Source organism: Microbacterium sp. NPDC090281, assembly GCF_044769635.1.
In the GTDB taxonomy this organism is placed as follows: Bacteria; Actinomycetota; Actinomycetes; order Actinomycetales; family Microbacteriaceae; genus Microbacterium.
Window position 1 is genome coordinate 896,722 of record NZ_JBIVYH010000002.1, and the last position, 26,281, is coordinate 923,002.

The window sequence follows — 26,281 nt, forward strand, 5'->3', positions numbered from 1 at the left end:
ATGTTCGTTCAATCTATGAGCGGACACGGATTCATCCCCTTCCAGGAGCACCCATGCACTCTTTCGCGAGCGTCGACTTCAACAGCGTGACCTCGATCTTCGAATGGCTCGTCAGCCAGTGGTGGGCTTGGGCGATCGTCGGCGTCGTGGTGCTGTTCTTCCTCGTGATCTGGATCCTCCCCGACGCCAAGGTCAAGGCCTCGCCGGACTACTCGACGACGGACCGAGAGGCCGACGAGATCGCACTCGGCTTCCTGCAGATCGTGAATCTTCCCTCGGGCCACTGGAACGACCCGACCGCATCGGTCCTCGGAGATCGTGAGAAGAAGGTACTCGTCGACCAGTGGGGCGTGCACACGCGCGACGAGTGGCTAGCGAACATCGAACGCCTCACCACGGTGCGCCGCCGGCGCGAGGTGTGGGTTCTCTATCTCGCCGTCCGCACCGAGCTCGCCCAGCGTCTCGGACGCACCCCGAAGGCCAAGGAGTGGCTCGCCGCGATCGTGCAGGAGGGTGGAGACAAGCGCGACGCGCGCACCTTCGTCACCTCGATCGAGTACTCCGAGTCCGAGGTCCGCAAGCGCGTCGGCAAAGACATCGTCACCCCCGGGCTGTTCGTGAAGACCCTCGACGGCTACGCGCTCGGCCAGGCCGTCGCGATGACGACCTGGGGCGTCGCACTCGGACACGGTGATGTCGCCGAAGCACGGCAGATCATCCACCGCATCAACGTCGAGGGGCGCCCGGCCTTCGAGTCGTGGGCCGACTTCGGACTGAGCTACATCGTGGGTCGTGTCATGCACTGGTCTGACGGCAACGTCGACGAGAAGTCGTTCGAGAAGTTCGGCGACGGCTGGTCCGACTTCAAGGCCGCTGCGACCGAGAAGCGCAACGGTCCGTGGGCGACGCTGTCGTGGAGCCTGTAGCCGTAGACCTGGACCCGCTGCGACGAAGCGCGGGACTCCGCGACATCCTCACGTACGAACGCATCTGCGGGATGCCTCCGCATCGCCGCTTCGTGGTGATCCTGGCAGCGGTGCTGCTGTTCGCTGCCGCGATGCTCACTGGCCTGTGGTTCCTCGGCCGCAGCGACATCCTCGCCGTCGCGCCGATCCTGGGCGTGTTCGTGATCGGATACACCGTGCTCGCCGCGGTCGGCTTCCTGTGGTGGGCGGTGGGATTGAGCCGGCGGGTGAAGATCGCCGCGTTCGCCTGGCAGAACGGATGGGCCTACGCCGACACGCTCGAGCGCACCCGTCGCCCCGGGGCCGCGTTCGCCCGTGTGGTGCACGGGCGGGAGCGTGCGGTCATCGCCTGTGACGACGCGCGGATGCCGTTCGAGTTGGGCATGCACCATTCGGTGTCGCACGGGCAGGAGCGCGCCACGATCCAGCGGCCGTTCGCCTTCATCGAGCTACCGCTGCCGGCATCCGTGCCGCACATCGTGCTCGCGAACCGCAAGCGCAGCATCATTCCGACGCTCGGGCTCGGCCGCGGCGCCGCGCGGATGGACCTGGAGGGGGACTTCGCGAAGACGTTCCGTCTCATCGTGCCGGAGGGCTACCAGCAGGACGCGCTGTATATCTTCACTCCGGATCTCATGGCACGGGTTCTGGACCTCGGATCGGGTGCCGAGATCGAGCTCGTCTCCGACCGGCTCTACGTGTACCTCCCCGGACGCACTCGATTCGACCGCGCCGAGACCATGGCGGCCACTCTCGTGCTGGCCGAGGAGTTCCACCGCCGCTTCGCCGCACGTACCGAGCTGTACGGCGACGACAACGCCGGCGACATCGCCGCCAGAGCGGGTGTGGCGGTCGGGCTGCGCGGTCAGCGGCTGGGCGGCCGCGGCATCTCGGTCTTCGCAGTCGCGGGCATGACCGCGGTGCTCCTGCTGTCCGCCGGGCTCACGGCCTTCTCGCTGTTCGGCGGCGATCTGCTCAGTACGTTCGTCGACTGACCCCCAAGACCCACGGCTGTGGGCCTGGCCCGGAGGGGGCGCCAGGGCCACAGCCGTGTTCATCCCCATCCGCCGATGACTTAGAGCCGGATGCGACTCGTCAGGCGGATGCTCTGATCACGAGCTCCGTCGGCAGGATGGTCGTGGTGGGCGGCTCTTCGCCGGCGAGACGCGACAGCAGGACCCGCGCCATGGCCTCACCCTGTGCGTACATGGGCTGACGCATCGTGGTCAGCTGCGGATCGGTCGTGAGTGCGACCGAGGAGTCGTCGAATCCGACCAGCGCGATGTCCTCCGGCACACGCACGCCCGCCGAACGGAGGGCAGTCAGCGCGCCACGGGCCATCAGGTCGCTCGCGACGAAGATCGCATCCGGGCGCCCGCCGTCGAGGAGTCGTCTGGCGGCCTCCGCACCGCTCGACTCGCTGTAATCGCCCTCTTCCTCGGCGTACGGGGTGAGGCCGGCCTCCGCCAGAGCGGCGCGGAACCCCTGCACACGATCTTCCGAGGCGACCATCGTGAGCGGACCGGAGATCGTCGCGATGCGTGTGCGACCGATGTCGATCAACCGCTGGGTGGCGTTCTTCGCTCCGGCCACGTTGTCGACGTCGACGACGTAGTCCCCCTCGTGACGGCGCACGGGGCGCCCGCCGAAGACGACCGGCACGGCATCTGCGATCCGGTCGATGAACGCGTCGCTCGTGTGATGCGAGACGATCAGTGCGCCGTCGACACCGCCGTTGCGCACGAAGCTGGTCATCTTGTCGCCGGGGTCATCGCTCGCGATCAACAGGTTGAGCAGGTAGTCCGAGCCGCCGAGTGCACCTGTGATGCCCGCGACGATGGCCGCGAAGAACGGGTCGCCGAAGAAGCGCGTGGTGTCTTCGGGGACGATCAGCGCGATGGCGTGAGTCTGGCGTGACGCCAGGGAGCGCGCGGCTCGGTTGGGCACGTAGTTCAGTTCGTCGATCGCCGCGCGCACCGCGGCGAGGGCCTCCGGGCTCACGGCCGTCGACCCGTTCACGACCCGCGACACGGTCGACCGGGAGACACCCGCAGTGGATGCCACTTCTTCGATGGTCGCTCGGGGCGACATCAGCGTACGCACTCTTCCATCGCCCTATTCTCACCGGTCCGCTCACTCTGCGCCGACGCTCGCGCTCCGAGTCGCGCAAATGGTCGCATCTCGGCCCCGGATACGAGCATTCACGCGATTCGAGGGGCGGGCGGTGTCTCCTCGATGTCGACGAGCCAGCCGACCCGTTGGCGGCGGCGCTCCTCGGCCGGCGACTCCTCGGCATCAGCGGGTCGGGCGGACGGCCCGTGATGCTCGACGGCCGCGACCGGGAGTCCTCCGACGGACGACAGTCGGGTCGTGCCGGGCACCCGTTCGATGCTGGACCCTTGCCGCGAGAACCTCGCCCCCGCGGACACACCATCCGGAAGCCGCATCCTGCCGGACGGCCGGGCCCGGGCGAACGGGTCCACGAAGTGCTCGAACCTGCGCTCGACAACTTCCCGACTGGCCTCATGCACCGCGACGACTCTGCCGCGAACCCGATCCGCGTACTCCTCTTCGTGGTGCGACTCCAGTGCATCGACGGCGCCGGTCAGCTCCGCGCCCAACTCGTCGACCAGGACCTCCGGATCACGCGACCGGATGCCGAAGTCGACCTCGTCGCCGATCTCGAACGGTTCTCCGCAGCACGCCCATTCCCACGGCGTGAGCCACACACGCGTCATGCGGCCAGACTATCCCCGACGCCCGGATCAGAGCGCGCGGGCACCGATGATGCGGGCGTACTCCCGGCCCGAGTCCTTCAGGCTCCGCTCCTGGGTGCCGTAGTCGACGCGCACGATGCCGAAGCGCTTGTCGTAGCCCCAGGCCCACTCGAAGTTGTCGAACAGCGACCAGTAGAAGTAGCCGCGCACGTCGACACCCGCCTCTGCGGCATCGAGCACCGCGCCCAGGTGCAACCGCAGGAACTCGGTGCGGTCGGCGTCGTGCACACGCGTCTCGCCCTCGTCGATCACCACGACGTCGTCATAGGCCGCGCCGTTCTCGGTCATGTAGAGCACGGTGCCGGCTGGTTCGGCGTATTCGGTCCAGATCCGCTGCAGCACGCGGGTGAGGCCCTCGGGCTGCACCTCCCAGTTCTGCGCTGTGCGCGGCAGGCCCCGCTCGACCGCATGGATGCCGTCACTCGACGGATACGGGCTGCGCCCCACGCGCTCGGTCTCGGGCTCCGCGGAGACGGGCCCCTCGACCGGGGCCGTGCCCGAGACGAAGTCGCCGTGGTAGTAGTTCACGCCCTGGGTGTCGATGTGCTGCGCGATGACCGCGAGGTCGCCGTCGTGGACGGCCTCCTCGAACTGAGCGACCGCGTCGGCGTCGACCGCGCGGATGTCTTCGACGATGTCGGCCGGGTAGCTGCCCCGATAGATCGGATCGAGGAACCAGCGGTTGAACTGCCCGTCCACGCGACGAGCGGCATCGACGTCGGCCGGGTTCTGCGGGCCGGCGGGATCGGCGACCGTGTGGTTCAGGGTGATGCCGAGGTTGAGCGAGGCATCACGTCGGCGGAGCTCCTGCACGATCTTGCCGTGCGCGAGCAGCAGATGGTGCGAGGCGAGCAGCCCCTCCGCGATGCTGGTGTGCCCCGGCGCGTGCTCCCCCGCCGTATAAGAGAGGAACGACGAACACCACGGCTCGTTCAGCGTGGTCCACACGTTCACGCGGTCGCCGAGCGCATCGTGCATGGTGCCCGCGTACTCGAGGAAGCGCTCGACCGTGTCGCGGTTCGTCCAGCCACCGGCATCCTGAAGCGCCTGGGGCATGTCCCAGTGGTACAGCGTCAGCCAGGGCAGGATGTCGGCGGCGAGCAGTTCATCGACCAGGCGCTCGTAGAAGTCGACGCCCGCCGCGTTGACGGCTCCGCCGTCGGGGCGCACCCGCGACCAGGAGGTCGAGAACCGATACGTCTGCAGGCCGAGCTGCTTCATGAGAGCGACGTCCTGCGGGTACCGGTGGTAGTGATCGCAGGCGATGTCGCCGTTCTCGGCACCGATCACGGCTCCGGGAACTCGGGCGAAAGCATCCCAGATCGATGCCGTGCGCCCATCCTCGAACGCCGCACCCTCGATCTGGTAGGCGGCGGTCGCAGCGCCGAACAGGAAGTTCTCGGGGAAGGAGCGGGTCATAGGGGTCATCCTTTCACCGCGCCAGCCATGATGCCACTGACCAGCTGCCTACCCGCGACCACGAAGAGCACGAGCAGCGGGAGGGTCGCGAGCACCGCACCGGCGAGCACGATCGAGTAGTCGATGTAGTAGCCCGACTGCAGCTGGCTGAGTGCCGTCTGCAGGGTCGGGTTCTGCGGGGAGAGCACGATCAGCGGCCAGAGGTAGTCGGTCCACGCCGTCATGAAGGTGAACAGGCCGAGGATCGCCATGGCGGGCCGCGCCGCGGGGATCCCGACCGTGAGGAAGGTGCGGAACTGGTTCGCGCCGTCCATGCGGGCGGCCTCGATCAGCTCGTCCGGGATCACGTCGACCAGATACTGCCGCATGAAGAAGACGCCGAACGCGGTGACGAGCGTCGGCACGATGACAGCTCCGATGGAGCCCGTCCACCCGAGCTCACGCATCAGCATGAACAGCGGGATGATGCCCAGCTGCGTCGGGATCGCCATGGTCGCGATCACGAAGATCATCAGACCCTCTCGGCCCTTGAACCGGAGCTTCGCGAACGCGTAGCCGGCGAGCGTCGAGAACGTGACGACCGAGACGGTGATGATGCCCGATATGAGGAAGGAGTTGCCCAGCGCCAACCAGAACGGGATCGCGTCGAACACCTTGGCCGCGTTGGTGAAGAAGTTGCCGCCGGGGATCAGGGGCAGCGTCTCACCACGCGTGGCGTTCGTGCCGCTCGCGACCACGACCGACCACCACAGCGGATACACGCTGCCGATGATGAATGCGGCCAGGAGCCCGTACGTGAGGAAGCCGGGGCGGCTGCCGATACCGGCGGTGCCGGACGATGTGCTGCGGCGACGGCGGATCTTCTCGGGGACGCTCAGCGCCTGGGTGGCGGTCATCGCGCGTTCTCCTCGGTCGTGATGGCGATCGTCGTTCCGGCGGCGGCACTGGTCGCCGCCGAGTCGGCGGTGCGCGCTCGGCGGCGGGCGGCACGATTCTTGGGGGCGTCTCCGGTGGAGATACGCCGGGAGATGAGGAAGTTGATCACGCCGATGGCGACGATCAGAAGGAAGAGCAGGATGGCGACCGCGGAGGCCTCGCCCAGGTTGCGGCGGAAGAACGCGAGCTCCCACAGGAACAGCACGGTGGTCTGGAACTGCCGGTCGCTGCCGCCGATGCCGCCGGCCGTCGACACGTCGAACAGGCGCGGCTCGGCGAAGATCTGCAGCCCGCCGATGGTCGCGGTGATGATGACGAAGATCAGGGTCGGACGGATCGTCGGGATCGTGATCGAGAAGAAGCGACGAGCGGCGCCGGCTCCGTCGAGGGCGGCCGACTCGTACAGGTCGCGCGGCACGGCCTGCATCGCGGCGAGGAGGATGAGGGCGTTGTATCCGGTCCAGCGGAAGTTCACCATGACCGCGATCGCGATGTGCGACAGGGCGGTGTTGTGCTTCCATTCCTGGTCGGCGATGCCGATGAGGTTGAGCAGGTTGTTGGCCAGGCCGTCGGCCTCGTTGAAGATGCTCGAGAAGATGATGGCGACCGCGACCGGGGTGACCACGAAGGGGATGAGCACGCTCATGCGCCAGAAGGTCGGAGCCCGCAGTCCGCGGTCGAGGAGGTACGCGATCACCAGGGCCACGGCCAGCTGCGGGATCGCGGAGAGCAGGAAGATGCTCAGGGTGTTGCCGATCGAGTTCCAGAACATCGCATCGCCGAGGATCTCGACGAAGTTGCCGAGCCCGACGAAATCGCCCTCGCCCTTGAGCAGGTCCCACTCATGCACGGCCACCCAGACCGTGTAGAGCAGCGGGAACAGGCCGACCAGCCCGAACAGCAGGAAGAACGGCGAGATGTAGAGGTACGGCGAGGCATTCTGGTCGAACCGGGAGACGCGGTGGCGCCAGGAGCGCTTCGGCGGAGCATCCTTTGCCGGGGATGCGGCGCGCTGCTGCTGCGCGGGCGGGGCGGTGAGAGTCATGGAGTGTCCTTGTCCCGGTGTTCCGAGGGGTTCCGGTCGCAGTTCCTGTCGCCGACCGTGGGGTGGAGGCGACAGGAACTGCGACCGGAAGGGGAGTGTCAGTCGACGAGCTCGTTCAGCAGGCCGATCGCCTGGTTCCACGCGCCCTGCGTGTCGGTGTCACCGCGGTCGAGACTGCTGAGAGCCGGACCGAAGACGTTCTCCTGGATCACCGAGTCATCAGCGCCCTTGAACTGTGCGACGACATCCTTGGCACGCTCGGCGAGGATGGCCCCGGTCGGCGCGTCGTTGAAGAAGGCGTTCGGCGTCGCGTCGGAGGCGAGCGTCTCCTGCGCCTTGATCGTCGAGGGGAAGTTGCCCGCTGCAGCGGACTGCTTCACCTGCTGCTCGGGCTGCGTCAGCCAGTCGGCGAGCTCTGCAGCCGCCTTCTTGTGCTGCGAGGTCTCCGGGATCGACAGGAACGCCCCACCCCAGTTGGCCGCGCCTCCGGGGAACACATCGGCGAAGTCCCATCCGGTGGAAGCGTCGCCGCCGCCGGCCTCGACCTGGCCCTGCACGACGCCGAGCATCCAGCCCGGGCAGACGAAGGTCGCGAAGGTACCGTCGACGAACGACTTGCCGCCGTTCCAGTCCCAGGCCGTCTGGGCTGCCGACTGGCCGCCCTCGGTCGCGGCGCCCAGCAGCTCGAAGCGCTCCTTGAGCTCGGCGTTGTCCTCGACGTTCAGCTCGCCGTCGGTCGTGTAGTACCCCTCGTCGAGTTGGTTGACCATGGCGTTCCAGACGAAGCCGGAGTGGTCGTACCAGGCCTTGCCGGTCTTCGCCGTGTAGTCGGCGCCGACCTTGAAGTAGTTCTCCCAGTCGCCGCCCAGCAGCTCGGCGACCGACTCACGGTCGCTCGGGAGGCCGGCGGCCTCGAACGCGGCGCCGTTGTAGCAGATGCCGCTCGGGCCGATGTCGGTGCCGTAGCCGATGACGCGGCCTTCGGCGTCGGTCGCCTGGCCGTACTTCCAGTCGACCCAGTCGTCTTTCCGGTCCTCGATGCCGTAGTCGCGCAGATCGACGAACGTGTCGGAGACATCCATGATCGCGCCGAGCCACCCCTCCTCGATCGCGACGACGTCGCTGAGGCCGGAGCCGGCGGCGATCTTGGTGAAGGCATCGGTACGGGCGTTGCCGCCGGTGTCGATGTTGGTCGCCTCGATCTTGACGTTCGGGTGCGCCTTCTCGTACTCCTTGTAGAGGTCTTCGTAGCCGAAGGTGCCGAACGTGGTGACGGTCAGCGTCACCTCCTCATCGGCGCTCCCTTCCGCTGCATCGCCGGTGCTTCCGGAGCAGCCGGCGAGGGCGAGGGCTGCGACGGATGCCACGGCGGCAGTCACGAGGATCCGGTTGCGGGCACGTGTGTTCACGGTTCACTCCTTTGTGGTGGTCGTGCGGTGTGTGGTGCTTCGGGACAGTTCGTGGGAGCGCTCCCACGAACTGAGGAGTCACTCTATGGGAGCGCTCCCACGGTGTCAACCCGAGCCGGCGCGGGGTACCCTTGGGCAGTGCCCGAAGCCACGCTCTCCCCTGCCCTCGTCCGCGCCGAAGCCCTGATCCGCAATGTGCCGGACTACCCGCAGCCGGGCATCATCTTCCGCGACATCACGCCGCTTCTCGCCGATGCCGAGGCCCTGCGCGTGACGACCGAGGCGATCATCGCGCCCTTCGCCGGTCAGTTCGACGTGATCGCCGGCGTCGAGGCCCGCGGGTTCATCCTCGCCAGCGCCGCTGCCATCGCCGCGGGCGTCGGCCTCATCCCGATCCGCAAGGCCGGCAAGCTGCCGCGCCCTGCGGCATCCGTCGACTACGCCCTCGAGTACGGCACCGCCACGATCGAGATGCACGACGACCTGCCCGCCGGATCCCGCGTACTGCTCATCGACGACGTGCTCGCCACCGGCGGAACCCTCGCCGCGGGGCGCGAGCTCATCGAGCGTCTCGGCAGCCACGTCGTCGGCATCTCGGTGCTGTTCGAGATCGACGGCCTCGGCGGTCGCGAGGCGGTCGGCGACCTCCACACGGTGTTCCACTCCGCATAGTCGCGCGCCGCGCTTCCCGTCGCGGTCGTCGCGGTCGTCGCGGTCGTCGCGGTCGTCGCGGTCGTCGCGGTCGTCGCGGTCGTCGCGGTCGTCGCGGTCGTCGCGGTCGTCGAGTGCACGGCTTCTCGCCGAGTGCACGGCATCCGCGCGCGCGTAAGCCGTGCACTCGACGGCTAGCCGTGCACTCGGCGCCGGGATGCGGCGGGAGCGGCGGGAGCGGCGGGGAAGAGGGTTCGCCGGGGGCAGTAGACTGGGTGCGCCCGTCCGCCCGCGACTCTTGGAGCCGTCATGCCCACCATCGTCGTCGACGTCATGCCCAAGCCCGAACTGCTCGACCCGCAGGGGAAGGCCGTCTCCGGCGCCTTCGCCCGCCTCGGCGTCGAGGGCTTCACCGACGTCCGCATCGGCAAGCGCTTCGAGCTCACCGTCGAGGGCGAGGTCACCGACGAGGTTCTCGCCGAGGCCAAGCGCATCGCCGACGAGGTGCTCTCCAACTCCGTGATCGAGGATGTCGTGGGCATCGAGGTCGCGGAGTGACCGTCCGCATCGGCGTCATCACCTTCCCCGGCTCGCTCGACGACCGCGACGCCCAGCGCGCCGTGCGCATCGCCGGCGCCGAGCCCGTCGCCCTGTGGCACGGCTCGCACGACCTCGAAGGCGTCGACGCGCTGGTCCTCCCCGGCGGCTTCAGTTACGGCGACTACCTGCGCGCCGGTGCGATCGCCGCGCTCTCGCCGATCATGTCCGAGGTCAAGGATGCCGCCGCCAAGGGCATGCCCGTGCTCGGCATCTGCAACGGCTTCCAGATGCTCGTCGAGGCGCACCTGCTCCCCGGCGGCCTGATCCGCAACAACCACCAGCACTTCGTGCGTCGCGACCAGAAGCTCACGGTCGAGAACTCCGACACGGCCTGGACCAATGCGTTCCGCAACGGCCAGGAGATCGTGATCCCGCTCAAGAACGCCGACGGTGGCTACATCGCCGATGAGCAGACCCTCGACCGCATCGAGGGCGAGGGTCTCGTGACTTTCCGCTACGCGGGAGTCAATCCGAACGGATCGCTCCGCGACATCGCCGGCCTCACGAACGAGTCGGGCAACGTGGTCGGTCTGATGCCGCACCCCGAGCACGCCACCGAGGCGGGCTTCGGCCCCGACACCCCCGCCGCCATGCGCAGCGGTGTCGACGGACTCGACTTCTTCACGAGCGCCATCGCCGCGGTCGCCCGCGTCGCCGCGTAGTCCTCAGGCCAGCTGCTTCCGGTCAGTCGACCGGTAGAGCGAAGGGGTTGTCCCCCACCGCAGCGAGCAGGTACCAGGCTGTCGCGCCCGTGTGCAGGCTCGCGTAGTAGAGGTCGCCGAACCCGGAGTCCAGGCCGTCGTTCGAGGTCGCGACGATCCCCTTGCCGTCGCCATTCGGGGCATCGCGCTGCGCCAGTCGGATGCTGCTCAGCAGCGTCTCGACCTGGTCGGCGTCACCCGGTGCGCCACGCCGCTCGAGCGCCAGCGCGAGGTGTCCGCTGCCCTCGAACCACGCCTTCGACACGTCGACCTCGCTGATCGAAGGCCCCGTGTACGGACCGTCGGTCGCGATGAGGTTGTCGAGCGTCCAATCCAGCGCCGCGCCGTAGCGCGGGTCGCCGGTGGCGAGCGAGCTCCAGGTCTGCGCATCCAGAGGGATGGGCCGGGTGTTGATGGTCGACCCGTCGAGACCCGTCCCGGTGTTCACATGGCCGTCTGCGCTCTGCATCGCCGCGACGAAATCTGCCGCGACCGCTGCCCTGTCCGCCCACACCGGGTCGCCGGTGAGCTGGGCCAGCTGCGTGAAGAAGCCGGATACGTCGCTGTTGTGCTCCGTGGACTTCCATGTCAGCGAGGTGCCGTCTTCGAGCTGACCCCCGGTGTAGCCGTACGGGGCTCGCGCCATGTCGGCCGTGTTGTCCTGGATCCACTGCCCGACCCGCAGCGCGCCGTCGAGGTACCGCGAATCCCCGGTCGCGTGCGCGAGACGCGTGAGGGCCAGGCCGACCCACGCCTGGTTGCCGGTGAACGAGCCGGGTCCGGTGATCTCCACCCGCCCCTGACGGATACCGTGCGGCTCGTACGATGCCCGTGTGCGGCCGTCGCCGATCGGGTCGTTCTCCTGCACGAACAGGAGCGTGTCACCGATGCTCCGCGCACGGCGGAGGTCATCCGGAAGGCCACGGGCGGTGTAGGCGATGATCACGAGCGCGTCGTCGTAGACGAACGAGGGCGTGAAGTCCCAGCTCGGGGTGGTGAAGAAGCCCCCCTCGTAGCTGCGCGGCAGGCAGCGGCCTTCGCCATCGCAGAACTCGTCGACACGTGCATCCAGGAACTCGTACGCCAGTGCGACCGACTGCGCGGGGTCCAGCGGGTTGGCCGCGGGCACCGGGTCATCCGAAGATCGAGCAGCGCCCAGGGCAGCAGGTGCGGCGCCCAGGAGTACGGCCGAGGCGACGAGCGCGGCCGCGATCATCCACGGGGCCGATCGGCGCGACGGACCGGACATGAAGACCCTCTCGGTCGGAACCGCGGTCCGAGCGGGTGACTCGCGGGCGACCAACAGGTCACGTCAAAAGCCTGACAGGCCCGTCACAGCGGGAGAAGTGGCGAAAGTCTAGTGTTTCCGTTCCGTTCGGCGACAGGGTGACGATCGGGTCGGAGCTCGCTGGCCTAGCCCAGCGCCGGCGGCCAGACGCCGATGATGATCGCCATGACCACCACCGTGACCAGCTCGTGCGCGATGTTGAGCGTCGTGAGCTTCGTCGAACGCCCCTCGAACGCGTCGTGCGTGATGAACCGGGCGGCGGTGAAGCCCGCCCACAATGTGACCGCAGTGACGATGGCGCCCCAGAAGTACGAGCCGCCGTAGAAGTGCCAGGCGATGGAGGATGCCCCGGCGAGCACCCAGGCCGTGATGAAACTCACGATGACCGTGGTGATGATGGGCCATACGGCGGTGGCCGCCGGCCGGTCCATGTCGACGTTCGCGAGCTTCGACCACCTCGTGCCGAACACCTTCGGGGCGTACCAGACCGAGCCGACGAGCATGCTCGACGCGGTGGCCAGCAGGACCGCCCAGTAATTGATCTCGGGAACCATGACAGCCTCCACTCATCGGATGCCTCACCATACTCCCGGGGTGCGCCGCCGCGGGAGCGGCACGGCCGCACATCACTCCCCACACGCCGGACGACGTCCACCGAACCGATTCGATCCCCGCTCTGGCATGAATGTAAGCGTTTGCACTAACCTGTTCCCATGGCACAGCTTGAGCAGATCGCAGCCCCCGGTTCCGAGTGGTGGCGCAGCGCCGTCATCTACCAGATCTACCCCCGCTCCTTCGCGGATGCCTCGGGTGACGGCATCGGCGATCTGCCGGGCATCACCAGCCGGCTCGACTCCCTGCAGGAGCTCGGCGTCGACGCGATCTGGTTGAGCCCGTTCATGACGAGCCCCCAGCGCGACGCCGGGTACGACGTGGCCGACTACCGCGACGTCGACCCGCTGTTCGGCACGCTCGCCGACTTCGACGACATGCTCGAGGCCGCCCATGCCCGCGACATCCGCGTGGTCGTCGACCTTGTCCCGAACCACTCGTCAGACCAGCACGTCTGGTTCCAGCAGGCGCTGAAGGCCGCACCCGGAAGCCCCGAGCGCGCGCGCTACATCTTCCGCGACGGCAAGGGCGAGAACGGCGAGCTCCCGCCGAACAACTGGGAGTCCGTGTTCGGCGGCGGCATGTGGGAGCGCGTCGTCGAAGCCGACGGCGCCCCCGGCCAGTGGTACCTGCACATCTTCGATGCCACGCAGCCCGACTTCGACTGGAACAACGAAGAGGTGCGCGAGGAGTTCCGCTCCATCCTGCGCTTCTGGCTCGACCGCGGTGTCGACGGCTTCCGTGTCGACGTGGCCCACGGCATGATCAAGGCCGAGGGCCTGCCCGACTACACGCCCCCGAGCGATGCCGACTCCATGGGCGGCGGTGAGTCGAACGTGCCGTACTGGGGTCAGGACGGCGTGCACGACATCTACCGCGACTGGCACAAGGTGCTCGCCGAGTACGACGGCGACCGCGCCCTGTGCGGCGAGGCCTGGATGCCGACGCTCAAGCAGACCGCCCTCTGGGTGCGGCCTGACGAGATGCACCAGACCTTCAACTTCCCGTACCTGATGACCCCGTGGGATGCGAAGGCTCTGGGCGACGTCATCCGCGAATCGCTCGACGACTTCGGCGCGGTCGGCGCCCCGAGCACCTGGGTGCTCTCGAACCACGACGTCGTGCGCCACGCCTCGCGCCTCGCGCTCACGGCTGAGAGCCCGCAGGGCGAGGGCATCGGCCCGAACACCCCGAACAAGCCCGACACCGCGATCGGCCTGGCTCGTGCCCGCGCCGCGACCACGCTGATGCTGGCGCTGCCCGGTTCGTCGTACCTGTACCAGGGCGAAGAGCTCGGACTGCCCGAGGCCATGGAGATCCCGGACGAGTTCCGTCAGGACCCGACCTGGTTCCGTACCAACGGTGAGCGCTACGGTCGCGACGGATGCCGCGTGCCGCTGCCCTGGGAGGCGGAGGCTCCGGCCTTCGGCTTCAACGACACCGGTCTGTCGTGGCTCCCGCAGCCCGCCGACTGGGCGGCCTACTCGCGCGATGTCGAGGAGGTCGACCCCGGCTCGACGCTCGCGCTGTACAAGCGCCTGCTGGCGGCACGTCGTGAGCACGGCTTCGGCAGCGGATCGCTGGTCTGGGAAGACGCCGGCCCCGACGCGGTGGCCTTCCGCCGCGGCGACGTGCACGTGGTCGCGAACCTCGGCACCGCACCGATCGAGCTGCCGTCCGACGCGCTCATCATGCTGCAGAGCCAGCCCTTCGATGGTGCGGCGATCCCCGTCGACACCGCCGTCTGGTACACCACCGCAGCCCAGGCCTGACACCCCGGTCTGACAGGCCCCTTCCGGTCGCGATTGCTGTCGCTCACGTCCCGCGTGACCCGACAGGAATCGCGACCGGAACACTTTTCGAAGAGGAAACCATGGCCAGCATCGATGAGGTCGCCCGGCTCGCAGGAGTATCCACAGCGACCGTCTCGCGCGCACTGAGCGGCCGCGGTCACGTGTCCGAGTCCGCCAAGGAGCGTGTGCAGGCGGCGGCGCAGGCCCTCGGCTACGTGGTCTCGTCGCGCGCGTCGAGTCTGGCTTCCGGCCGAACCCGCAACATCGGGGTCGTCGTCCCCTTCCTCGACCGCTGGTTCTTCAGCACCGTGCTCTCCGGCGTCTCGGCTGCGCTCATGCGTGCGGGCTACGACATCACGCTGTACAACATCACGGCCGACAAGGACGTGCGCCGACATGTGTTCGACACGTTCCTGCGTCGTCAGCGTGTGGATGCCGTGATCGCCGTGTCGATCGAGCTCGACGAAGACGAGACGCAGTACCTGCTCGACCTCGGGCTCCCCGTGATCGCGATCGGCGGCCCGAACCCGAAGCTCGACACCCTCACGGTCGACGACGTGGCGGTGGCCCAGCTGGCGACCGAGCATCTGATCAGCCTCGGCCACACCGACATCGCGCACATCGGGGCAAATCCCGAGTTCGACATCGACTTCCACATCCCGACCAACCGCCGCCTGGGCTTCGAGAAGGCTCTGGCGAAGGCGGGGATCCCCCTGAACCACGCTTTCCTCGAACCTGCCGACTTCACGGTCGAAGGCGGCTACCGCGCGGCGAAGCAGTTGCTCGGGCGTCCAGGACCTCGCCCGACTGCGGTGTTCGCGGCGTCGGACGAGATGGCCATCGGCGCACTGCTCGCGGCCCGCGATCTCGGTTTCAACGTGCCGGAGGAGCTGTCGATCGTCGGCATCGACGGCCACGAACTCGGCGAGTTCTTCCGCCTGACCACGGTCGATCAGTTCCCGCTCGGGCAGGGCGAGCGCGCAGCGGATGCGGTGCTGGCCAAACTCACCACACCGGATGCCGTGCACATCCCGTCGGCGCTGCCGTACGAGCTGAACGTGCGCGGGACGACCGCCCGCCTCCTGTAGGTCGAAGGCGGGCGATCGTCGCGGGATCAGCTCGCGACGATGAGGCCCTTGGTCGCGGTGCGGGCGGCCTCGAAGCGGCGCTGCACGTCGGGCCAGTTCACGAGGTTCCAGAACGCCTTGACGTAGTCGGCGCGCACGTTGAGGTAGTCGAGGTAGTAGGCGTGCTCCCAGACGTCGAGCTGCAGCAGCGGGGTGACGCCGAGAGGGGCGTTGCCCTGCTGGTCGAACAGCTGGAAGATCACGGGGCGGGCGCCCACGCTGTCCCAGGCGAGCACGGCCCAGCCCGATCCCTGCACACCGAGTGCGGTCGCGGTGAAGTGTGCACGGAAGGCGTCGATCGACCCGAAAGCGTCGACGAGTGCGGCCCCGAGCTCACCCTCGGGTGCTCCGCCGCCCTCCGGCGAGAGGTTCTGCCAGAACACCGAGTGGTTGATGTGGCCGCCGAGGTTGAACGCGAGGTCCTTCTCGAGTTTGTTCACGTTCGCGAGGTCCCCGGCGCTGCGGGCGGCGGCGAGCTGCTCGAGCGCGGTGTTCGCACCCGTCACGTAGGCCTGGTGGTGCTTGGAGTGGTGCAGCTCCATGATCTTGCCCGAGATGTGCGGGGCGAGGGCCGAGTAGTCGTAGGGCAGCTCGGGGAGCGTGTAGAGAGTGGACATGTCGTGTTCCTTTCGATGATCTTTCAGTGGTGGGTGTCGTGCGGGAGTGCGTGGAAACGGCGGTCGATGTAGACGAGCGGCCGGCCGGCCGACCCGGGCAGCACCTCGATGACCTCGGCGATGACGACGGTCGACGAACCGACGGCCACGGTCTGGATCGGGCGGCTTCGCAGCGCGACCCTGGCCTCGGGCAGGTGCGGTTCGCCGGTCGGCAGCGTCGCCCAACCCTGCTCCGGCGTGAAGCGCTCGGAGCCGCTGACCGCGAAGCTCTGCGCGAGGGCGGAGTGCTCGTCGTCGATGAGGTGCACCACGAAGGTGTCGGCCGCGAGGATCGCCCCGGCGGAGCCTGTGGCCCGGGTCACGGAGAACACGATCGCGGCGGGGTCGACCGCGACCGAGGCGACGCTCGATGCCGTGAGACCGACCGGGCCATCGGGGGTGGCGGCGGTGATGATCGCGACGCCTGCGGGATGCGTGCGGAACGCCGCCTTGAGCCCTTCGCCGATCGGGGTGGGTACGGGTGTCGCGGTCATCGACCGGCCTCCATCATCTGTTCCTGCTTGGCATGCGCGAGCATCTCCGCGCGCTCGACGAGCTTGGTGCGCTCGCGTCCTCGTTCGGCTCCGGCGCCGCGCTCGGCGGCATCGATGCGCAGCCAGCCGTCGAGGTCGACAGCGTGCGCGAGGTGGGCGATCGGGTCGTCGTCGCGTGCTTCGCGCTCGATCGCGTCGAGGTCGTCGACGACGTGGCCGATGGTCTGCGCGGCATCCGACTTGGTCGAGCCGATCAGGCCCACCGGCCCGCGCTTGATCCAGCCGGTGGCATACAACCGCGGGATCGGCGTGCCTTCCGCATCCACGACACGGCCCTCGATGTGCGGCACCACCCCGAGGGCGGCATCGAACGGCATTCCGGGAACGGGGGTCGAGCGGTAACCCACCGCGCGGTAGACCGCCCCGACGTCGTAGCGCAGCAGTTCACCCGTGCCGACCATGCGGCCCAGTTCGTCGGACGCGGTGCGCTCCATCTCGATGCCGGTCACGGTGTCGGTGCCGAACAGGCGAACCGGGCGCTGCCGCAGGTGCAGGTGGATACGGCGCGAAGCCGTGCGGCTCGCAGGATCGAGGGCAGCCCACTCGGTCATGGTGCGCACGATGATGCGGCGCTGCGAGAACTGCGCGACCATTCGTTCGGCGTGCTCGTCGAGGGCGAGCTCGTCCGGGTCGACGATCACGTCGACGTCGTCCTGCTCGGCGAGTTCGCGCAGCTCCATGGCCGAGAACCGCACGTCGGCCGGACCTCGACGGGCGAACAGGTGCACGTCGCGCAGCGGGCTGGCCGCGAGCTGGTCGAGCACGGCATCCGGGGTGTCGGTGTGGGTCAGCGCAGAGGCGTGCTTGGCGAGGATCCGCGTCACGTCGAGCGCCACGTTGCCGGCGCCGAGCACCGCGACGGATTCGGCAGCGAGCGGCCACGTGCGCGGAACATCGGGATGCCCGTCGTACCAGGCCACGAAGTCGGCCGCGCCGAAGGAGCCGGGCAGATCGATGCCGGGGATGTCGAGGGCGACGTCGAGGTCGGCACCCGTCGCTACGATCACGCCGTCGTACGCGGCACGCAGCTCGTCGATCTCGACGTCACGGCCGATCTCGACGTTGCACCGCAGCCGGATGCGCGGGTTCACGAGCACCTCGTGCAGGGCATCGGTGATCTTGCGGATGCGGGGGTGATCCGGGGCGACCCCGTAGCGCACCAGCCCGTAGGGCGCCGGGAGCTTCTCGAACAGGTCGATCGACGCGTCCGGCACGCGGCCGAGCAGGATGTCGGCGGCGTAGATGCCCGCGGGGCCCGCTCCGACGATGGCGATGCGCGGTTCGGCGATGGTCATGCGTGTTCTCCCTGAGGTGCGAGCGCGGCGATGATCGGGTGGTCGAACGAGAGCATCCCCGTCTTCGCGGCGCCTCCGGGAGAGCCGAGCTCGTCGAAGAACTCGACGTTGGCCTTGTAGTAGTCCTGCCACTCATCGGGCAGATCGTCTTCGTAGAAGATGGCCTCGACCGGGCAGACCGGTTCACATGCACCGCAGTCGACACACTCGTCGGGGTGGATGTAGAGCGAGCGTTCACCCTCGTAGATGCAGTCGACGGGGCACTCGTCGATGCAGGCCTTGTCCTTCACATCGACGCACGGCAGAGCGATCACATAGGTCATCGCGGGGTCTTCGTTCGGGTCACACTGTCCTCGTTCGGTCGATCGACCCGTTTCGGGGCCACTCGTCAACCGTAAAACCTCAAGTATACTTGAGGTCAAATCGAAGGAGAAGCAGCCGGATGACCCCGCACGCACCCGACGAGCCGCTGACGATCGGCGAGATGACCAGGCGCACCGGTGTCGCAGCCTCCGCGCTGCACTTCTACGAGACGCTCGGCCTCATCGCCTCGACCCGCACCCCCGGCAATCAGCGCCGTTACGCCAGGCACATGCTGCGCCGCGTCTCGCTCATCACGGTCGCCAAACGCCTCGGCATCCCGCTCTCCGACGTGCAGACCGCGTTCGCCGACGTGCCACTGACCGAGACCCCGAGTCACGCCGACTGGCAGCGGGCCTCGCGGCGGTGGAAGCGCGAGCTCGAGAAGCGGCGCGAGGGCATCGAACGTCTCGAACGCGAACTGACCGGATGCATCGGCTGCGGCTGCCTTTCGATGAAGGCGTGCGGCCTGCTCAACCCCGACGACGCCCTCGGCACCCAGGGCGCCGGCCCCCAGCGGCTGCAGGACTGACTGCCTCCTCTTTCCCGCGCGGACGGTCTCTGACATGATCGCGGAAACGCCATGAAGGGACACCGCCGATGAAGAAGCTCCCCACCACCGAAGAGATCGTCAGGATCCGCCGCGAAGCGCTGCTCAACCGCGCCGTCGAGGCGTACAAGTTCTTCTACCCGACGGTGTCGATGGTGCTGAACTTCGAGTCCATCGAAGAGCTCGGGGCGCCCGCCAACCGCGGCTTCCTCATCCAGCTCACCACGCCAAACCTCGTCACGCTCACGCAGAATTCGGACACCCCCTACGGACTCGGGTTGGGCGACACGACCGACGGCCCCGTCGTCGTCGAGCTCCCCGCCGGTCCGCTGATCGGCGTGATCGATGACACGAACTTCCAGTTCGTCACCAACATGGGCGTCGTCGGCGAGGATGAGGGCAAGGGCGCCAAGTACCTGTTCGTCCCCCCGGGGTACGACGGGCCCCTGCCCGAGTCCGGATACATCGTCAAACGCCCCCCGACGAACAGGTTCCTGATCTGCGCGCGCGCACCGTTCCCCGACCCGGAGAAGGGGAAGGCACTGCTGCGCACGCTGAAGGTCTACCCCTGGGCCGACGCGGATAACCCGGCGCCGAACGTGTTCGTGGACATGTCCGACCGCAAGGCCGTCGCGAACCCCTGTGTGGTCGACGGAACCATCGACTATTGGCATGCCCTCAAGCGCGCACTCGACATCGATGTGCCTTCCCCCGCGCTCTACAACCAGTACGGCATGCTCGCCGACCTCGACCTGCGGGCAGACCGCCCCTTCACTCCCGACGCGGAACTCGTCTCGATCCTGTCCGAGGCAGCCGAGAAGGCGAACGAGCAGCTCGTGGTGGCGGCGTTCGCCGACGACGCACCGGAAAGGCTCGTCTGGCCTGACCGCAATTGGGAGTGGGTGGTCTACTCCGAGGGAGATTTCGGGTACTACGAGAAGAACTTCCTCAACCTCTCGGTGCGGGAGCGCTGGTTCTACCAGGCCACCCTCGAAACCGACAAGATGTTCATGCACAAGGAGGGCGCCGGCTCGCTCTACTGGCTCGCCGCGGTCGATGCGGACGGGGCCGCACTGGATGGGGCCACGTCGTACACGTTGACCGTTCCCGCACCCGTGCCCGCCGCTCAGTTCTGGTCTGTCACCCTCTATGACCTCGACACTCGCTCGGAGATCAACACCCCGCAGTTCAAGCCCGTGCTGACAAGCCTGCGTGACGACCTCGAGCCCGACGGGTCCGACGGGATCACCCTCCATTTCGGTCCCGATCGACCCCGGGATGAGGTGCCGTGGCTGCAGACCAACCCCGGTTCGCAGTGGTTCGCCTACTTCCGGATCTACGGTCCCGGTGCCCCCGCATTCGACGGCTCCTGGAAGCCCTCCGACTTCCAGAAGGCCTGAACCGAGCCACCGGATCGATCGCGAGGTGCGCTCGCCCGCAGCGGCGGGTCAGCGCACCTCGAAGTCCGCGGAGAGGAGTACCTCGTCGCGCGAGCTCGGACCCACCAGCAGCTCGAACGTGCCGGCCTCGACGATGCGGTTGCCCGCAGCGTCCACGATCGTGCAGTCGGCCACGGGCAGCTCGACGCGCACCCGCACGGACTCACCCGGAGCGACATCGACCTGACGGAAGGTCTTGAGCTCCTTGTCGGTCCAGCTCACGCTCGTCACGGAGTCGCGCACGTAGACCTGCACGGTCTCGCGCGCCGGCCGCTCCCCTGTGTTCGACACCGTGATGTGACCGACGATCGTGTCGGACTCTCCCAGCGAGGTCTCCTCCAGCACGAGGTCGGAGTACTCCACGGTCGTGTACGACAGCCCCTCGCCGAACGCCCAGGCGGGTGACTGCGTGAGGTCGGCGTAGCGGTCGCCGTGCTGTCCGCGGATCTGGTTGTAGTACGTGGGCTGCTGGCCCACGTGGCGGGCGAACGAGATCGGCAGGCGCCCGGACGGCTCGGCAGCGCCCGAGATGATGTCCGCCAGTGCGCGGCCACCCTGCATGCCGGGGTTCGCCGCCCAGATCACGGCCGCAGCCTTCGACGCGGAGGCCGGGAGCACGAGTGGCTTCGAAGCGAGCAGCACGATCACGACGGGCTTCCCGGTCGCGATGAGCGCGTCGATCAGCGCGTTCTGCCCACCGATGAGTTCGAGCGTCGCGGTGGAGCGCCCCTCACCCACCAGCTCGATCCGATCGCCCACGACCGCCACGACGACGTCGGAGTCGGATGCCGCGGCGACGGCTTCCGCGATCAGCGCGGCATCCGGCTCGCAGGCCTTCACGACCGGCGGACGCGGCTGCTTGTCAGGGAAGAACGGCCCCTGGGGGTCTTCTTCGAGCGTGAGGATGTCGGCCCCGCGAGCGTGGGTGACGCTCCAGCCGTCGATCGCCTGCAGGCCGTCGAGCACGGTCGTGATCATCTCGCGCGGCTGCCCGTCGAGCCAGCCCGCCTGCCCCGAACCGCCGGCCCAGTCGCCGAGCTGCGTCTGGGCGTCGTCGGCGAGAGGACCGGTGACGGCGACCTTCAGCGCAGAGGTGGGGTCCAGCGGCAGCACGCCGTCGTTCTCGAGCAGCACGAGCGAGCGGCGCGTGACCTCGAGGTTCAGGTCGGCGTGCGCCGCACTGCCCACCACGGCGTCGAGCTCGGTGCCGGGCAGACGCGGGTTCTCGAAGAGCCCCAGCTCGAACTTGAGGGTCAGGATGCGGGCGGCCGCCGCGTCGAACGCGTCTTCGGCGAGCATGCCCTTCGAGACGGCATCCAGCGCCCCCTCGAAGAACGCGGGCGTGGTCATGATCATGTCGTTGCCCGCCCGCACGGCCGCCGCGGCCGCGTGCGTGATGTCGGGCTGGATCCGCTGTTCCCACACCATGCGACCGACGTTGTCCCAGTCGGTGATGAGCGTGCCGGTGTAGCCCCACTCGCCGCGCAGCACGTCGCTGAGCAGCCAGTCGTTGGTCGTGATCGGCACCCCATCGGTGGTCTGGTAGCCGAGCATGAACGTGCGGCACCCTTCGCGGGCGACGCGCTCGAACGGCGGCAGGAACCACGAGCGCAGCTTGCGTCGTGAGATGTCGGCCTCGCTCGCGTCGCGTCCGCCCTGGGTCTCGGAGTAGCCGGCGAAGTGCTTGGCGGTCGCGAGGATCGCGGTGGGGTCGTCGAGCCCGTCGCCCTGGTAGCCGCGCACCATCGCCGAGGCGAGCTCGCCGATCAGGAACGGGTCTTCGCCGAAGGTCTCGTCGATGCGGCCCCAGCGCAGGTCACGCGCGATGCACAGCACAGGAGAGAACGTCCAGTGGATGCCGGTCACCGCGACCTCTTCGGCGGTGGCACGGGCGACGCGCTCCACGAGCTCGGAATCCCATGACGCGGCCATGCCGAGCTGGGTGGGGTAGATCGTCGCACCGGGCCAGAACGAGTGCCCGTGGATGCAGTCCTCCCCCACCAGCAGCGGGATGCGGAGCCGGGTCTGGGCGGTGAGCTCGTTCGCCCGCAGGATGCGCTCGGGCGAGGTGTGCAGGATCGATCCCGCGTGGCGGCGGGCGATGTGGTCGTCGATGTCGTCGCGGGCGTCGAGCTGGAGCATCTGCCCGACCTTCTCCTCCAGCGCCATGCGGCTGAGGAGGTCGGCCACGCGCTCGGAGATCGAGAGAGCGGGGTCCTGGTACGGAAGCTGCGTGGTCAGAGTCTGAGAGGTCATCACTTCGTGTTCTGGGTCGAGGTCTTCGAGGAGTCGGAGGTGTCGGGCGAGGTCGCCGACGTTACGGGATCGGGGGTCTTCTTCGGCAGGGGCACGCTGCGGACGGCCGTGACGGCGTCGTTCACGTTCAGCCCCTTCTTCTTCATCGCCCTTGCCCGCTCGCCCGCGGAGCGCAGGCGCGGGTTGACGTACTCGTCGATGCCGAAGTTGATGAGCGAGAGAGCGACGCCGATGATCGCGATGCAGAGCCCTGCGGGCACGTACCACCACCACAGGCGCGGGAAGGCGCCGTTCTGCTGCGCCCAGAACAGGATGGTGCCCCAGTTCAGGTTGCTCACCGGGATCACCCCGATGAACGCCAGCGTGGTGAGGCCGAGGATCGCGGCGGTCACGGTGCCGACGAAGCTCGAGGCGATGAGCGCCATCAGGTTCGGCAGCATCTCGACCGTGATGATGCGGCGCAGCGGCTCGCCGTTGGCGCGTGCGGCCTGGATGAAGTCGCGGTTGCGCAGCGACATGGTCTGCGCGCGCAGCACGCGCGCGCCCCACGCCCAGCCCGTTATCCCGAGCACGGCGGCGATCACGATGAGCGGCGGGTTCTCGAACTGCGAGGCGATGATGATGATGAGCGGGATGCCGGGGATCACCAGGAACACGTTCGTCAGCGCCGACAGCGATTCGCTCTTCCAGCCGCGCACGTAGCCGGCGATCACGCCGATCGTGATCGCGATGATCGTGGCGATGAACGCCGCGAGGAAGCCGACGACGATCACACCGCGGGTGCCGTAGATGATCTGGCTCAGTACGTCTTCCCCCATGTGCGTCGTGCCCAGCCAGTGCTCCCAGGTGGGCGGTTGACGCAGCGCCGTGCGGTCCTTCTGGGTCGGGCCGTACGGCGAGATCCAGGGGGCGAGGATCGCGATGAGCACGAACACCCCGAGGATGATGAGCCCGGCGATCGACTTGGGGTTGCGGAACATCGCGAACGCCTGGGCGAGCTGCGACCAGAACGTCTTGCGCGGCGGTGCGCCGGCGGGCGGGGTGCGCAGGGTTGCGGTCTCGGGCATGCCGGAGACGACGGCCGATCCGTCGGGCGCTGTGCTCGCTGCGGTGGTGGGAACGGTCATGTCAGGACTCCATCTGGCGCGTGCGCGGGTCGAGGTAGGCGTAGACGACATCCGCGAGGATGTTGGCCACGAGCACCGACAGCGTGATCACGAGGAACACGCCCTGCATGAGGGCGAAGTCCTTGGCGTTGGTCGCATCGAGGAGGAGCTTGCCGACCCCCGGATAGCTGAACACCATCTCCATCACGATGGTGCCGCCGACGATGAAGCCGATCGACAGCGCGAAGCTCTGGATCTGCGGCAGCACCGCGTTGCGGGCTGCGTAACCCCAGAGCACCCGCTTGTTGGGCATGCCCTTGGCCTGCGCGACCGTGATGTAGTCGTCGTCGAGCACCGTCAGCATCATGTTGCGCATGCCGAGCACCCAGCCGCCGAGCGAGGCGACCACGATGGTCAGCGCCGGCAGCGTGCCGTGCATGATCACCTGGCCGATGAAGTCGAAGCTCCATTCCGGGGATTGCCCCTTGTCGTACGCGTGTGATGAGGGGAACCACTTCAGGGTCGAGGAGAAGATCGCGATCGCGATGAGCCCGAGCCAGAAGTACGGGATGGTGTTGAAGAACGTCGTCACCGGGATGATCGCGTCGAGCTTGCTGCCGCGCTTCCAGCCGACGACTGCTCCGGCGACCGTGCCGATCGTGAACGAGATGATGGTGGCGATGCCGACCAGGCCGAGCGTCCACGGCAGGGCTGAAGCGAGCACCTCCGCGACCGGGCGCAGACCGTGCAGCGTCGAGATGCCGAGATCGCCGCGCAGCAGCATTCCCCAGTACTCGATGTACTGCTGCCAGATCGACTTGTCGGTGTCGATGCCGAGCAGGATGCGCAGCGACGCCTCGGCCTCGGGGCTCACGCTGCGGTTGCGCGCGAGATACGAGCTGACCGCGTCGCCCTTCATGAAGCGCGGCAGGAAGAAGTTGATCGTGATGGCCGCCCACAGCGTGAACAGGTAGAACCCTGCTCGGCCGGCGAAGAAGCGCCACGGTACCTTCCGGTGCGTGCGCTCGGCTGTGGTCGCAGTCGTGCCGACCTCGAGGGCGTCGCGGGCGACGAGGTCGTTGTCGTCGAGCTGGGGGAACGCGGTGCTCACAGGACACCTCCGGTCGATGCTGCCTGTGCGAAGAACTTGTCCGGGTCGGGGGAAGCGGATCGCAGTTCGCGTGTGTACGGGTCCTGCGGGTTCAGGATGACGTCGTCGGCGGCGCCGTACTCGACGACCCGGCCCTGGTTGAGGACCATGATCTCGTCGCTGAAGTGGCGGGCGGTGGCGAGGTCGTGGGTGATGTAGAGCACGCCGAGTCCCTCTTCGCGCTGCAGATCGGCGAGCAGGTTGAGCACACCGAGGCGGATCGAGACGTCGAGCATCGAGACGGGTTCGTCGGCGACCAGGAGCGAGGGGCGCGAGGCCAGCGCGCGGGCGATGGCGACACGCTGCCGCTGACCACCGGAGAGCTCGTGCGGACGGCGGTCGATCACGGCGTCCGGATCCAAGCGCACGCGGTCGAGGAGCCGGCGCACCTCGTTCTCGGTCTCCTTCTTCGGCACCACGTCGTCGAGGCGGATCGGGCGCTCCAGGTGATACCGGATCGAGTGATACGGGTTGAGCGAGGCGAACGGATCCTGGAACACCATTCGCAGCTGCTGCCGGTACTTGCGCAGCCCCTTGCCCCGGCGCGGGATCGGCTTGCCGTCGAGCAGCACCTCTCCGCTGGTCGGGGTCTCGAGCTGGGTCAGGATCTTCGCGATCGTGGACTTGCCGCTGCCGGACTGGCCGACCAGCCCGATGGTCTGCCCGGAGACCAGGGTGAAGCTCACGTCGTCGAGAGCCTTGATCTGCCCGGCGCCGCGCACGTTGTACGCCTTCGTCACGTTCCGGAATTCGAGGGTGGTCATCGCACCAGCACCCCTCTCTCCCCGGTCAGCCGGGGGAAGGAAGACAACAGCGTCTTCGTGTATTCGTGCTCGGGCTGCGTCCAGATGCGCTCGGCGGTGGCGAGCTCGATGATCTCGCCCTCGCGCATGATCGCGATCCGGTCGCTGATCTCCAGAAGGAGGGGAAGGTCGTGGGTGATGAAGATCACCGAGAAGCCGAACTCGTGCCGCAGTTGCGAGATCTGCTTGAGGATCTCCCGCTGCACCAGCACGTCGAGAGCGGTCGTCGGCTCGTCCATGACCATCAGCTGCGGGCGCAGGGCGAGAGCCATCGCGATCATCACGCGCTGGCGCATGCCGCCGGAGAGCTCGTGCGGGAACGAGCGGATGCGCTGACGCCCGACCTTGACGATCTCGAGCAGTTCCTCGGCCTCGGCACGCCGCTGCTTGCGGTTCATGTCCGGCCGGTGGATCTCGAAGACGTCCTCGAGCTGCGAGCCGATCGTCGCGACCGGGTTGAGGGCGTTCATGGCACCCTGGAAGACCATCGACACCTTGTCCCAGCGGAAACGCTGCATGGCATCCACGTCGAGCGCGTTGATGTCGATGTCGACGCCGGTCGCATCGTGGAAGGTCACGCTGCCACTGGTGATGACGGCCGGGGCACGCAGCAGCCGCTGGAGGCCGTAGGCGAGCGTGGTCTTGCCGCACCCGCTCTCACCGGCGAGACCGAGGATCTCGCCGCGCTGCAGTTCGAGGGTGACGTTCTTCACCGCCTCGACGGGCGGATCGACGTCGTACACGACCGAGAAGTCGCGCACGCTGAGCAGGGGGTCTGGCATGGGGGTG

Annotated in this window: 26 protein-coding genes; 9 read left to right on the forward strand and 17 right to left on the reverse strand. The window is 68.1% G+C overall.

The annotated features are described in order from the left end of the window. Window positions 1–53 precede the first annotated feature (53 nt). Together ACIQTX_RS18425 and ACIQTX_RS18430 are read left to right on the forward strand one after the other, a co-directional pair. Window positions 54–926, forward strand: a complete 873-nt coding sequence (locus tag ACIQTX_RS18425; protein WP_402974980.1) for a DUF1266 domain-containing protein — start codon at window positions 54–56, stop codon at window positions 924–926. Continuing rightward, entirely contained in the window at window positions 899–1,960 is a 1,062-nt protein-coding gene (locus tag ACIQTX_RS18430) for a hypothetical protein (RefSeq protein WP_402974983.1), read from the forward strand. The genes ACIQTX_RS18425 and ACIQTX_RS18430 overlap by 28 nt, the downstream gene beginning before the upstream one ends. Window positions 1,961–2,060: 100 nt before the next feature. Here the strand turns inward: ACIQTX_RS18430 and ACIQTX_RS18435 are convergent, their stop codons facing one another. The 6 genes from ACIQTX_RS18435 to ACIQTX_RS18460 form a co-directional block, all read right to left on the reverse strand. Next, window positions 2,061–3,056: a LacI family DNA-binding transcriptional regulator gene (locus tag ACIQTX_RS18435; RefSeq protein WP_402974986.1), complete on the reverse strand. Its 996-nt coding sequence runs from the start codon at window positions 3,054–3,056 to the stop codon at window positions 2,061–2,063. 110 nt (window positions 3,057–3,166) lie between these two features. After that, window positions 3,167–3,703 carry a DUF6578 domain-containing protein gene (locus tag ACIQTX_RS18440; RefSeq protein WP_402974989.1) on the reverse strand — a complete coding sequence of 179 codons (537 nt, stop codon included), beginning with the start codon at window positions 3,701–3,703 and terminating at the stop codon, window positions 3,167–3,169. A gap of 27 nt (window positions 3,704–3,730) precedes the next feature. Continuing rightward, complete coding sequence (locus ACIQTX_RS18445; protein ID WP_402974992.1) at window positions 3,731–5,161, reverse strand: GH1 family beta-glucosidase; 1,431 nt, start codon at window positions 5,159–5,161, stop codon at window positions 3,731–3,733. Window positions 5,162–5,166: 5 nt separating this feature from the next. Continuing rightward, window positions 5,167–6,057: a carbohydrate ABC transporter permease gene (locus ACIQTX_RS18450; protein WP_105527684.1), complete on the reverse strand. Its 891-nt coding sequence runs from the start codon at window positions 6,055–6,057 to the stop codon at window positions 5,167–5,169. Then, a complete protein-coding gene (locus ACIQTX_RS18455) occupies window positions 6,054–7,142 on the reverse strand; it encodes a carbohydrate ABC transporter permease (protein ID WP_402974996.1) in 1,089 nt (362 codons plus the stop codon). Before ACIQTX_RS18455 ends, ACIQTX_RS18450 begins: the two co-directional genes overlap by 4 nt. Before the next feature lie 98 nt (window positions 7,143–7,240). After that, window positions 7,241–8,551: an ABC transporter substrate-binding protein gene (locus ACIQTX_RS18460; RefSeq protein ID WP_402974999.1), complete on the reverse strand. Its 1,311-nt coding sequence runs from the start codon at window positions 8,549–8,551 to the stop codon at window positions 7,241–7,243. Window positions 8,552–8,689: 138 nt separating this feature from the next. Here ACIQTX_RS18460 and ACIQTX_RS18465 point away from each other — a divergent pair, with 138 nt between their 5' ends. The 3 genes from ACIQTX_RS18465 to purQ all read left to right on the forward strand — a co-directional run bounded on the left by ACIQTX_RS18465 (window position 8,690) and on the right by purQ (window position 10,464). Continuing rightward, window positions 8,690–9,223, forward strand: a complete 534-nt coding sequence (locus tag ACIQTX_RS18465) for an adenine phosphoribosyltransferase (RefSeq protein ID WP_105527681.1) — start codon at window positions 8,690–8,692, stop codon at window positions 9,221–9,223. Window positions 9,224–9,511: 288 nt separating this feature from the next. Then, complete coding sequence (gene purS / locus ACIQTX_RS18470; protein WP_017831295.1) at window positions 9,512–9,760, forward strand: phosphoribosylformylglycinamidine synthase subunit PurS; 249 nt, start codon at window positions 9,512–9,514, stop codon at window positions 9,758–9,760. Then, on the forward strand, window positions 9,757–10,464 hold the full coding sequence (gene purQ, locus ACIQTX_RS18475; protein WP_402975003.1) for a phosphoribosylformylglycinamidine synthase subunit PurQ: 708 nt from the start codon (window positions 9,757–9,759) through the stop codon (window positions 10,462–10,464). The genes purS and purQ overlap by 4 nt, the downstream gene beginning before the upstream one ends. A 22-nt stretch (window positions 10,465–10,486) precedes the next feature. Here the strand turns inward: purQ and ACIQTX_RS18480 are convergent, their stop codons facing one another. Together ACIQTX_RS18480 and ACIQTX_RS18485 are read right to left on the reverse strand one after the other, a co-directional pair. After that, window positions 10,487–11,752, reverse strand: a complete 1,266-nt coding sequence (locus ACIQTX_RS18480) for a hypothetical protein (protein WP_402975006.1) — start codon at window positions 11,750–11,752, stop codon at window positions 10,487–10,489. Between the two features lie 164 nt (window positions 11,753–11,916). Next, window positions 11,917–12,345, reverse strand: coding sequence for a DUF1761 domain-containing protein (locus ACIQTX_RS18485; RefSeq protein WP_402975009.1), 429 nt, complete (start codon window positions 12,343–12,345; stop codon window positions 11,917–11,919). 159 nt (window positions 12,346–12,504) lie between these two features. On the opposite strand from ACIQTX_RS18485, the gene ACIQTX_RS18490 reads away from it, so the two are divergent. After that, complete coding sequence (locus ACIQTX_RS18490) at window positions 12,505–14,175, forward strand: glycoside hydrolase family 13 protein (RefSeq protein WP_402975012.1); 1,671 nt, start codon at window positions 12,505–12,507, stop codon at window positions 14,173–14,175. Between the two features lie 101 nt (window positions 14,176–14,276). Then, a complete protein-coding gene (locus ACIQTX_RS18495) occupies window positions 14,277–15,284 on the forward strand; it encodes a LacI family DNA-binding transcriptional regulator (RefSeq protein WP_402975015.1) in 1,008 nt (335 codons plus the stop codon). Between the two features lie 26 nt (window positions 15,285–15,310). On the opposite strand, the gene ACIQTX_RS18500 is transcribed toward ACIQTX_RS18495, so the two are convergent. Genes ACIQTX_RS18500 through fdxA form a run of 4 tightly spaced genes read right to left on the reverse strand, consistent with a single transcriptional unit; the run spans window position 15,311 to window position 18,151 of the window. After that, window positions 15,311–15,940 (reverse strand): superoxide dismutase, encoded by a 630-nt coding sequence (locus tag ACIQTX_RS18500; RefSeq protein WP_402975018.1) that lies wholly within the window; start codon window positions 15,938–15,940, stop codon window positions 15,311–15,313. Window positions 15,941–15,963: 23 nt separating this feature from the next. After that, window positions 15,964–16,473: a flavin reductase family protein gene (locus tag ACIQTX_RS18505; protein ID WP_105527171.1), complete on the reverse strand. Its 510-nt coding sequence runs from the start codon at window positions 16,471–16,473 to the stop codon at window positions 15,964–15,966. Then, the gene (locus ACIQTX_RS18510; protein WP_402975023.1) at window positions 16,470–17,828 is read right to left on the reverse strand and encodes an FAD-dependent oxidoreductase; all 1,359 of its coding nucleotides are present in this window, start codon (window positions 17,826–17,828) and stop codon (window positions 16,470–16,472) included. The genes ACIQTX_RS18505 and ACIQTX_RS18510 overlap by 4 nt, the downstream gene beginning before the upstream one ends. Continuing rightward, window positions 17,825–18,151, reverse strand: a complete 327-nt coding sequence (gene fdxA, locus ACIQTX_RS18515) for a ferredoxin (protein ID WP_028503085.1) — start codon at window positions 18,149–18,151, stop codon at window positions 17,825–17,827. Before fdxA ends, ACIQTX_RS18510 begins: the two co-directional genes overlap by 4 nt. 119 nt (window positions 18,152–18,270) lie before the next feature. Between fdxA and soxR the strand changes: the two genes are divergently transcribed. Next, the gene (gene soxR, locus ACIQTX_RS18520; RefSeq protein WP_028503084.1) at window positions 18,271–18,720 is read left to right on the forward strand and encodes a redox-sensitive transcriptional activator SoxR; all 450 of its coding nucleotides are present in this window, start codon (window positions 18,271–18,273) and stop codon (window positions 18,718–18,720) included. Between the two features lie 68 nt (window positions 18,721–18,788). Next, window positions 18,789–20,138 (forward strand): DUF1214 domain-containing protein, encoded by a 1,350-nt coding sequence (locus tag ACIQTX_RS18525; RefSeq protein WP_402975027.1) that lies wholly within the window; start codon window positions 18,789–18,791, stop codon window positions 20,136–20,138. Window positions 20,139–20,186: 48 nt separating this feature from the next. Here ACIQTX_RS18525 and ACIQTX_RS18530 read toward each other — a convergent pair whose 3' ends face one another. The 5 genes from ACIQTX_RS18530 to ACIQTX_RS18550 are packed head-to-tail and all read right to left on the reverse strand — an operon-like array spanning window position 20,187 to window position 26,274. Next, window positions 20,187–22,433, reverse strand: coding sequence for a glycoside hydrolase family 3 N-terminal domain-containing protein (locus ACIQTX_RS18530; protein WP_402975030.1), 2,247 nt, complete (start codon window positions 22,431–22,433; stop codon window positions 20,187–20,189). Continuing rightward, window positions 22,433–23,560 (reverse strand): ABC transporter permease, encoded by a 1,128-nt coding sequence (locus tag ACIQTX_RS18535; RefSeq protein ID WP_105527183.1) that lies wholly within the window; start codon window positions 23,558–23,560, stop codon window positions 22,433–22,435. Before ACIQTX_RS18535 ends, ACIQTX_RS18530 begins: the two co-directional genes overlap by 1 nt. A gap of 1 nt (window position 23,561) precedes the next feature. Continuing rightward, entirely contained in the window at window positions 23,562–24,650 is a 1,089-nt protein-coding gene (locus tag ACIQTX_RS18540; RefSeq protein WP_402975034.1) for an ABC transporter permease, read from the reverse strand. Further along, the gene (locus ACIQTX_RS18545) at window positions 24,647–25,453 is read right to left on the reverse strand and encodes an ABC transporter ATP-binding protein (RefSeq protein ID WP_402975037.1); all 807 of its coding nucleotides are present in this window, start codon (window positions 25,451–25,453) and stop codon (window positions 24,647–24,649) included. The genes ACIQTX_RS18540 and ACIQTX_RS18545 overlap by 4 nt, the downstream gene beginning before the upstream one ends. Continuing rightward, window positions 25,450–26,274: an ABC transporter ATP-binding protein gene (locus tag ACIQTX_RS18550; protein WP_028503076.1), complete on the reverse strand. Its 825-nt coding sequence runs from the start codon at window positions 26,272–26,274 to the stop codon at window positions 25,450–25,452. Before ACIQTX_RS18550 ends, ACIQTX_RS18545 begins: the two co-directional genes overlap by 4 nt. Window positions 26,275–26,281 lie beyond the last annotated feature (7 nt).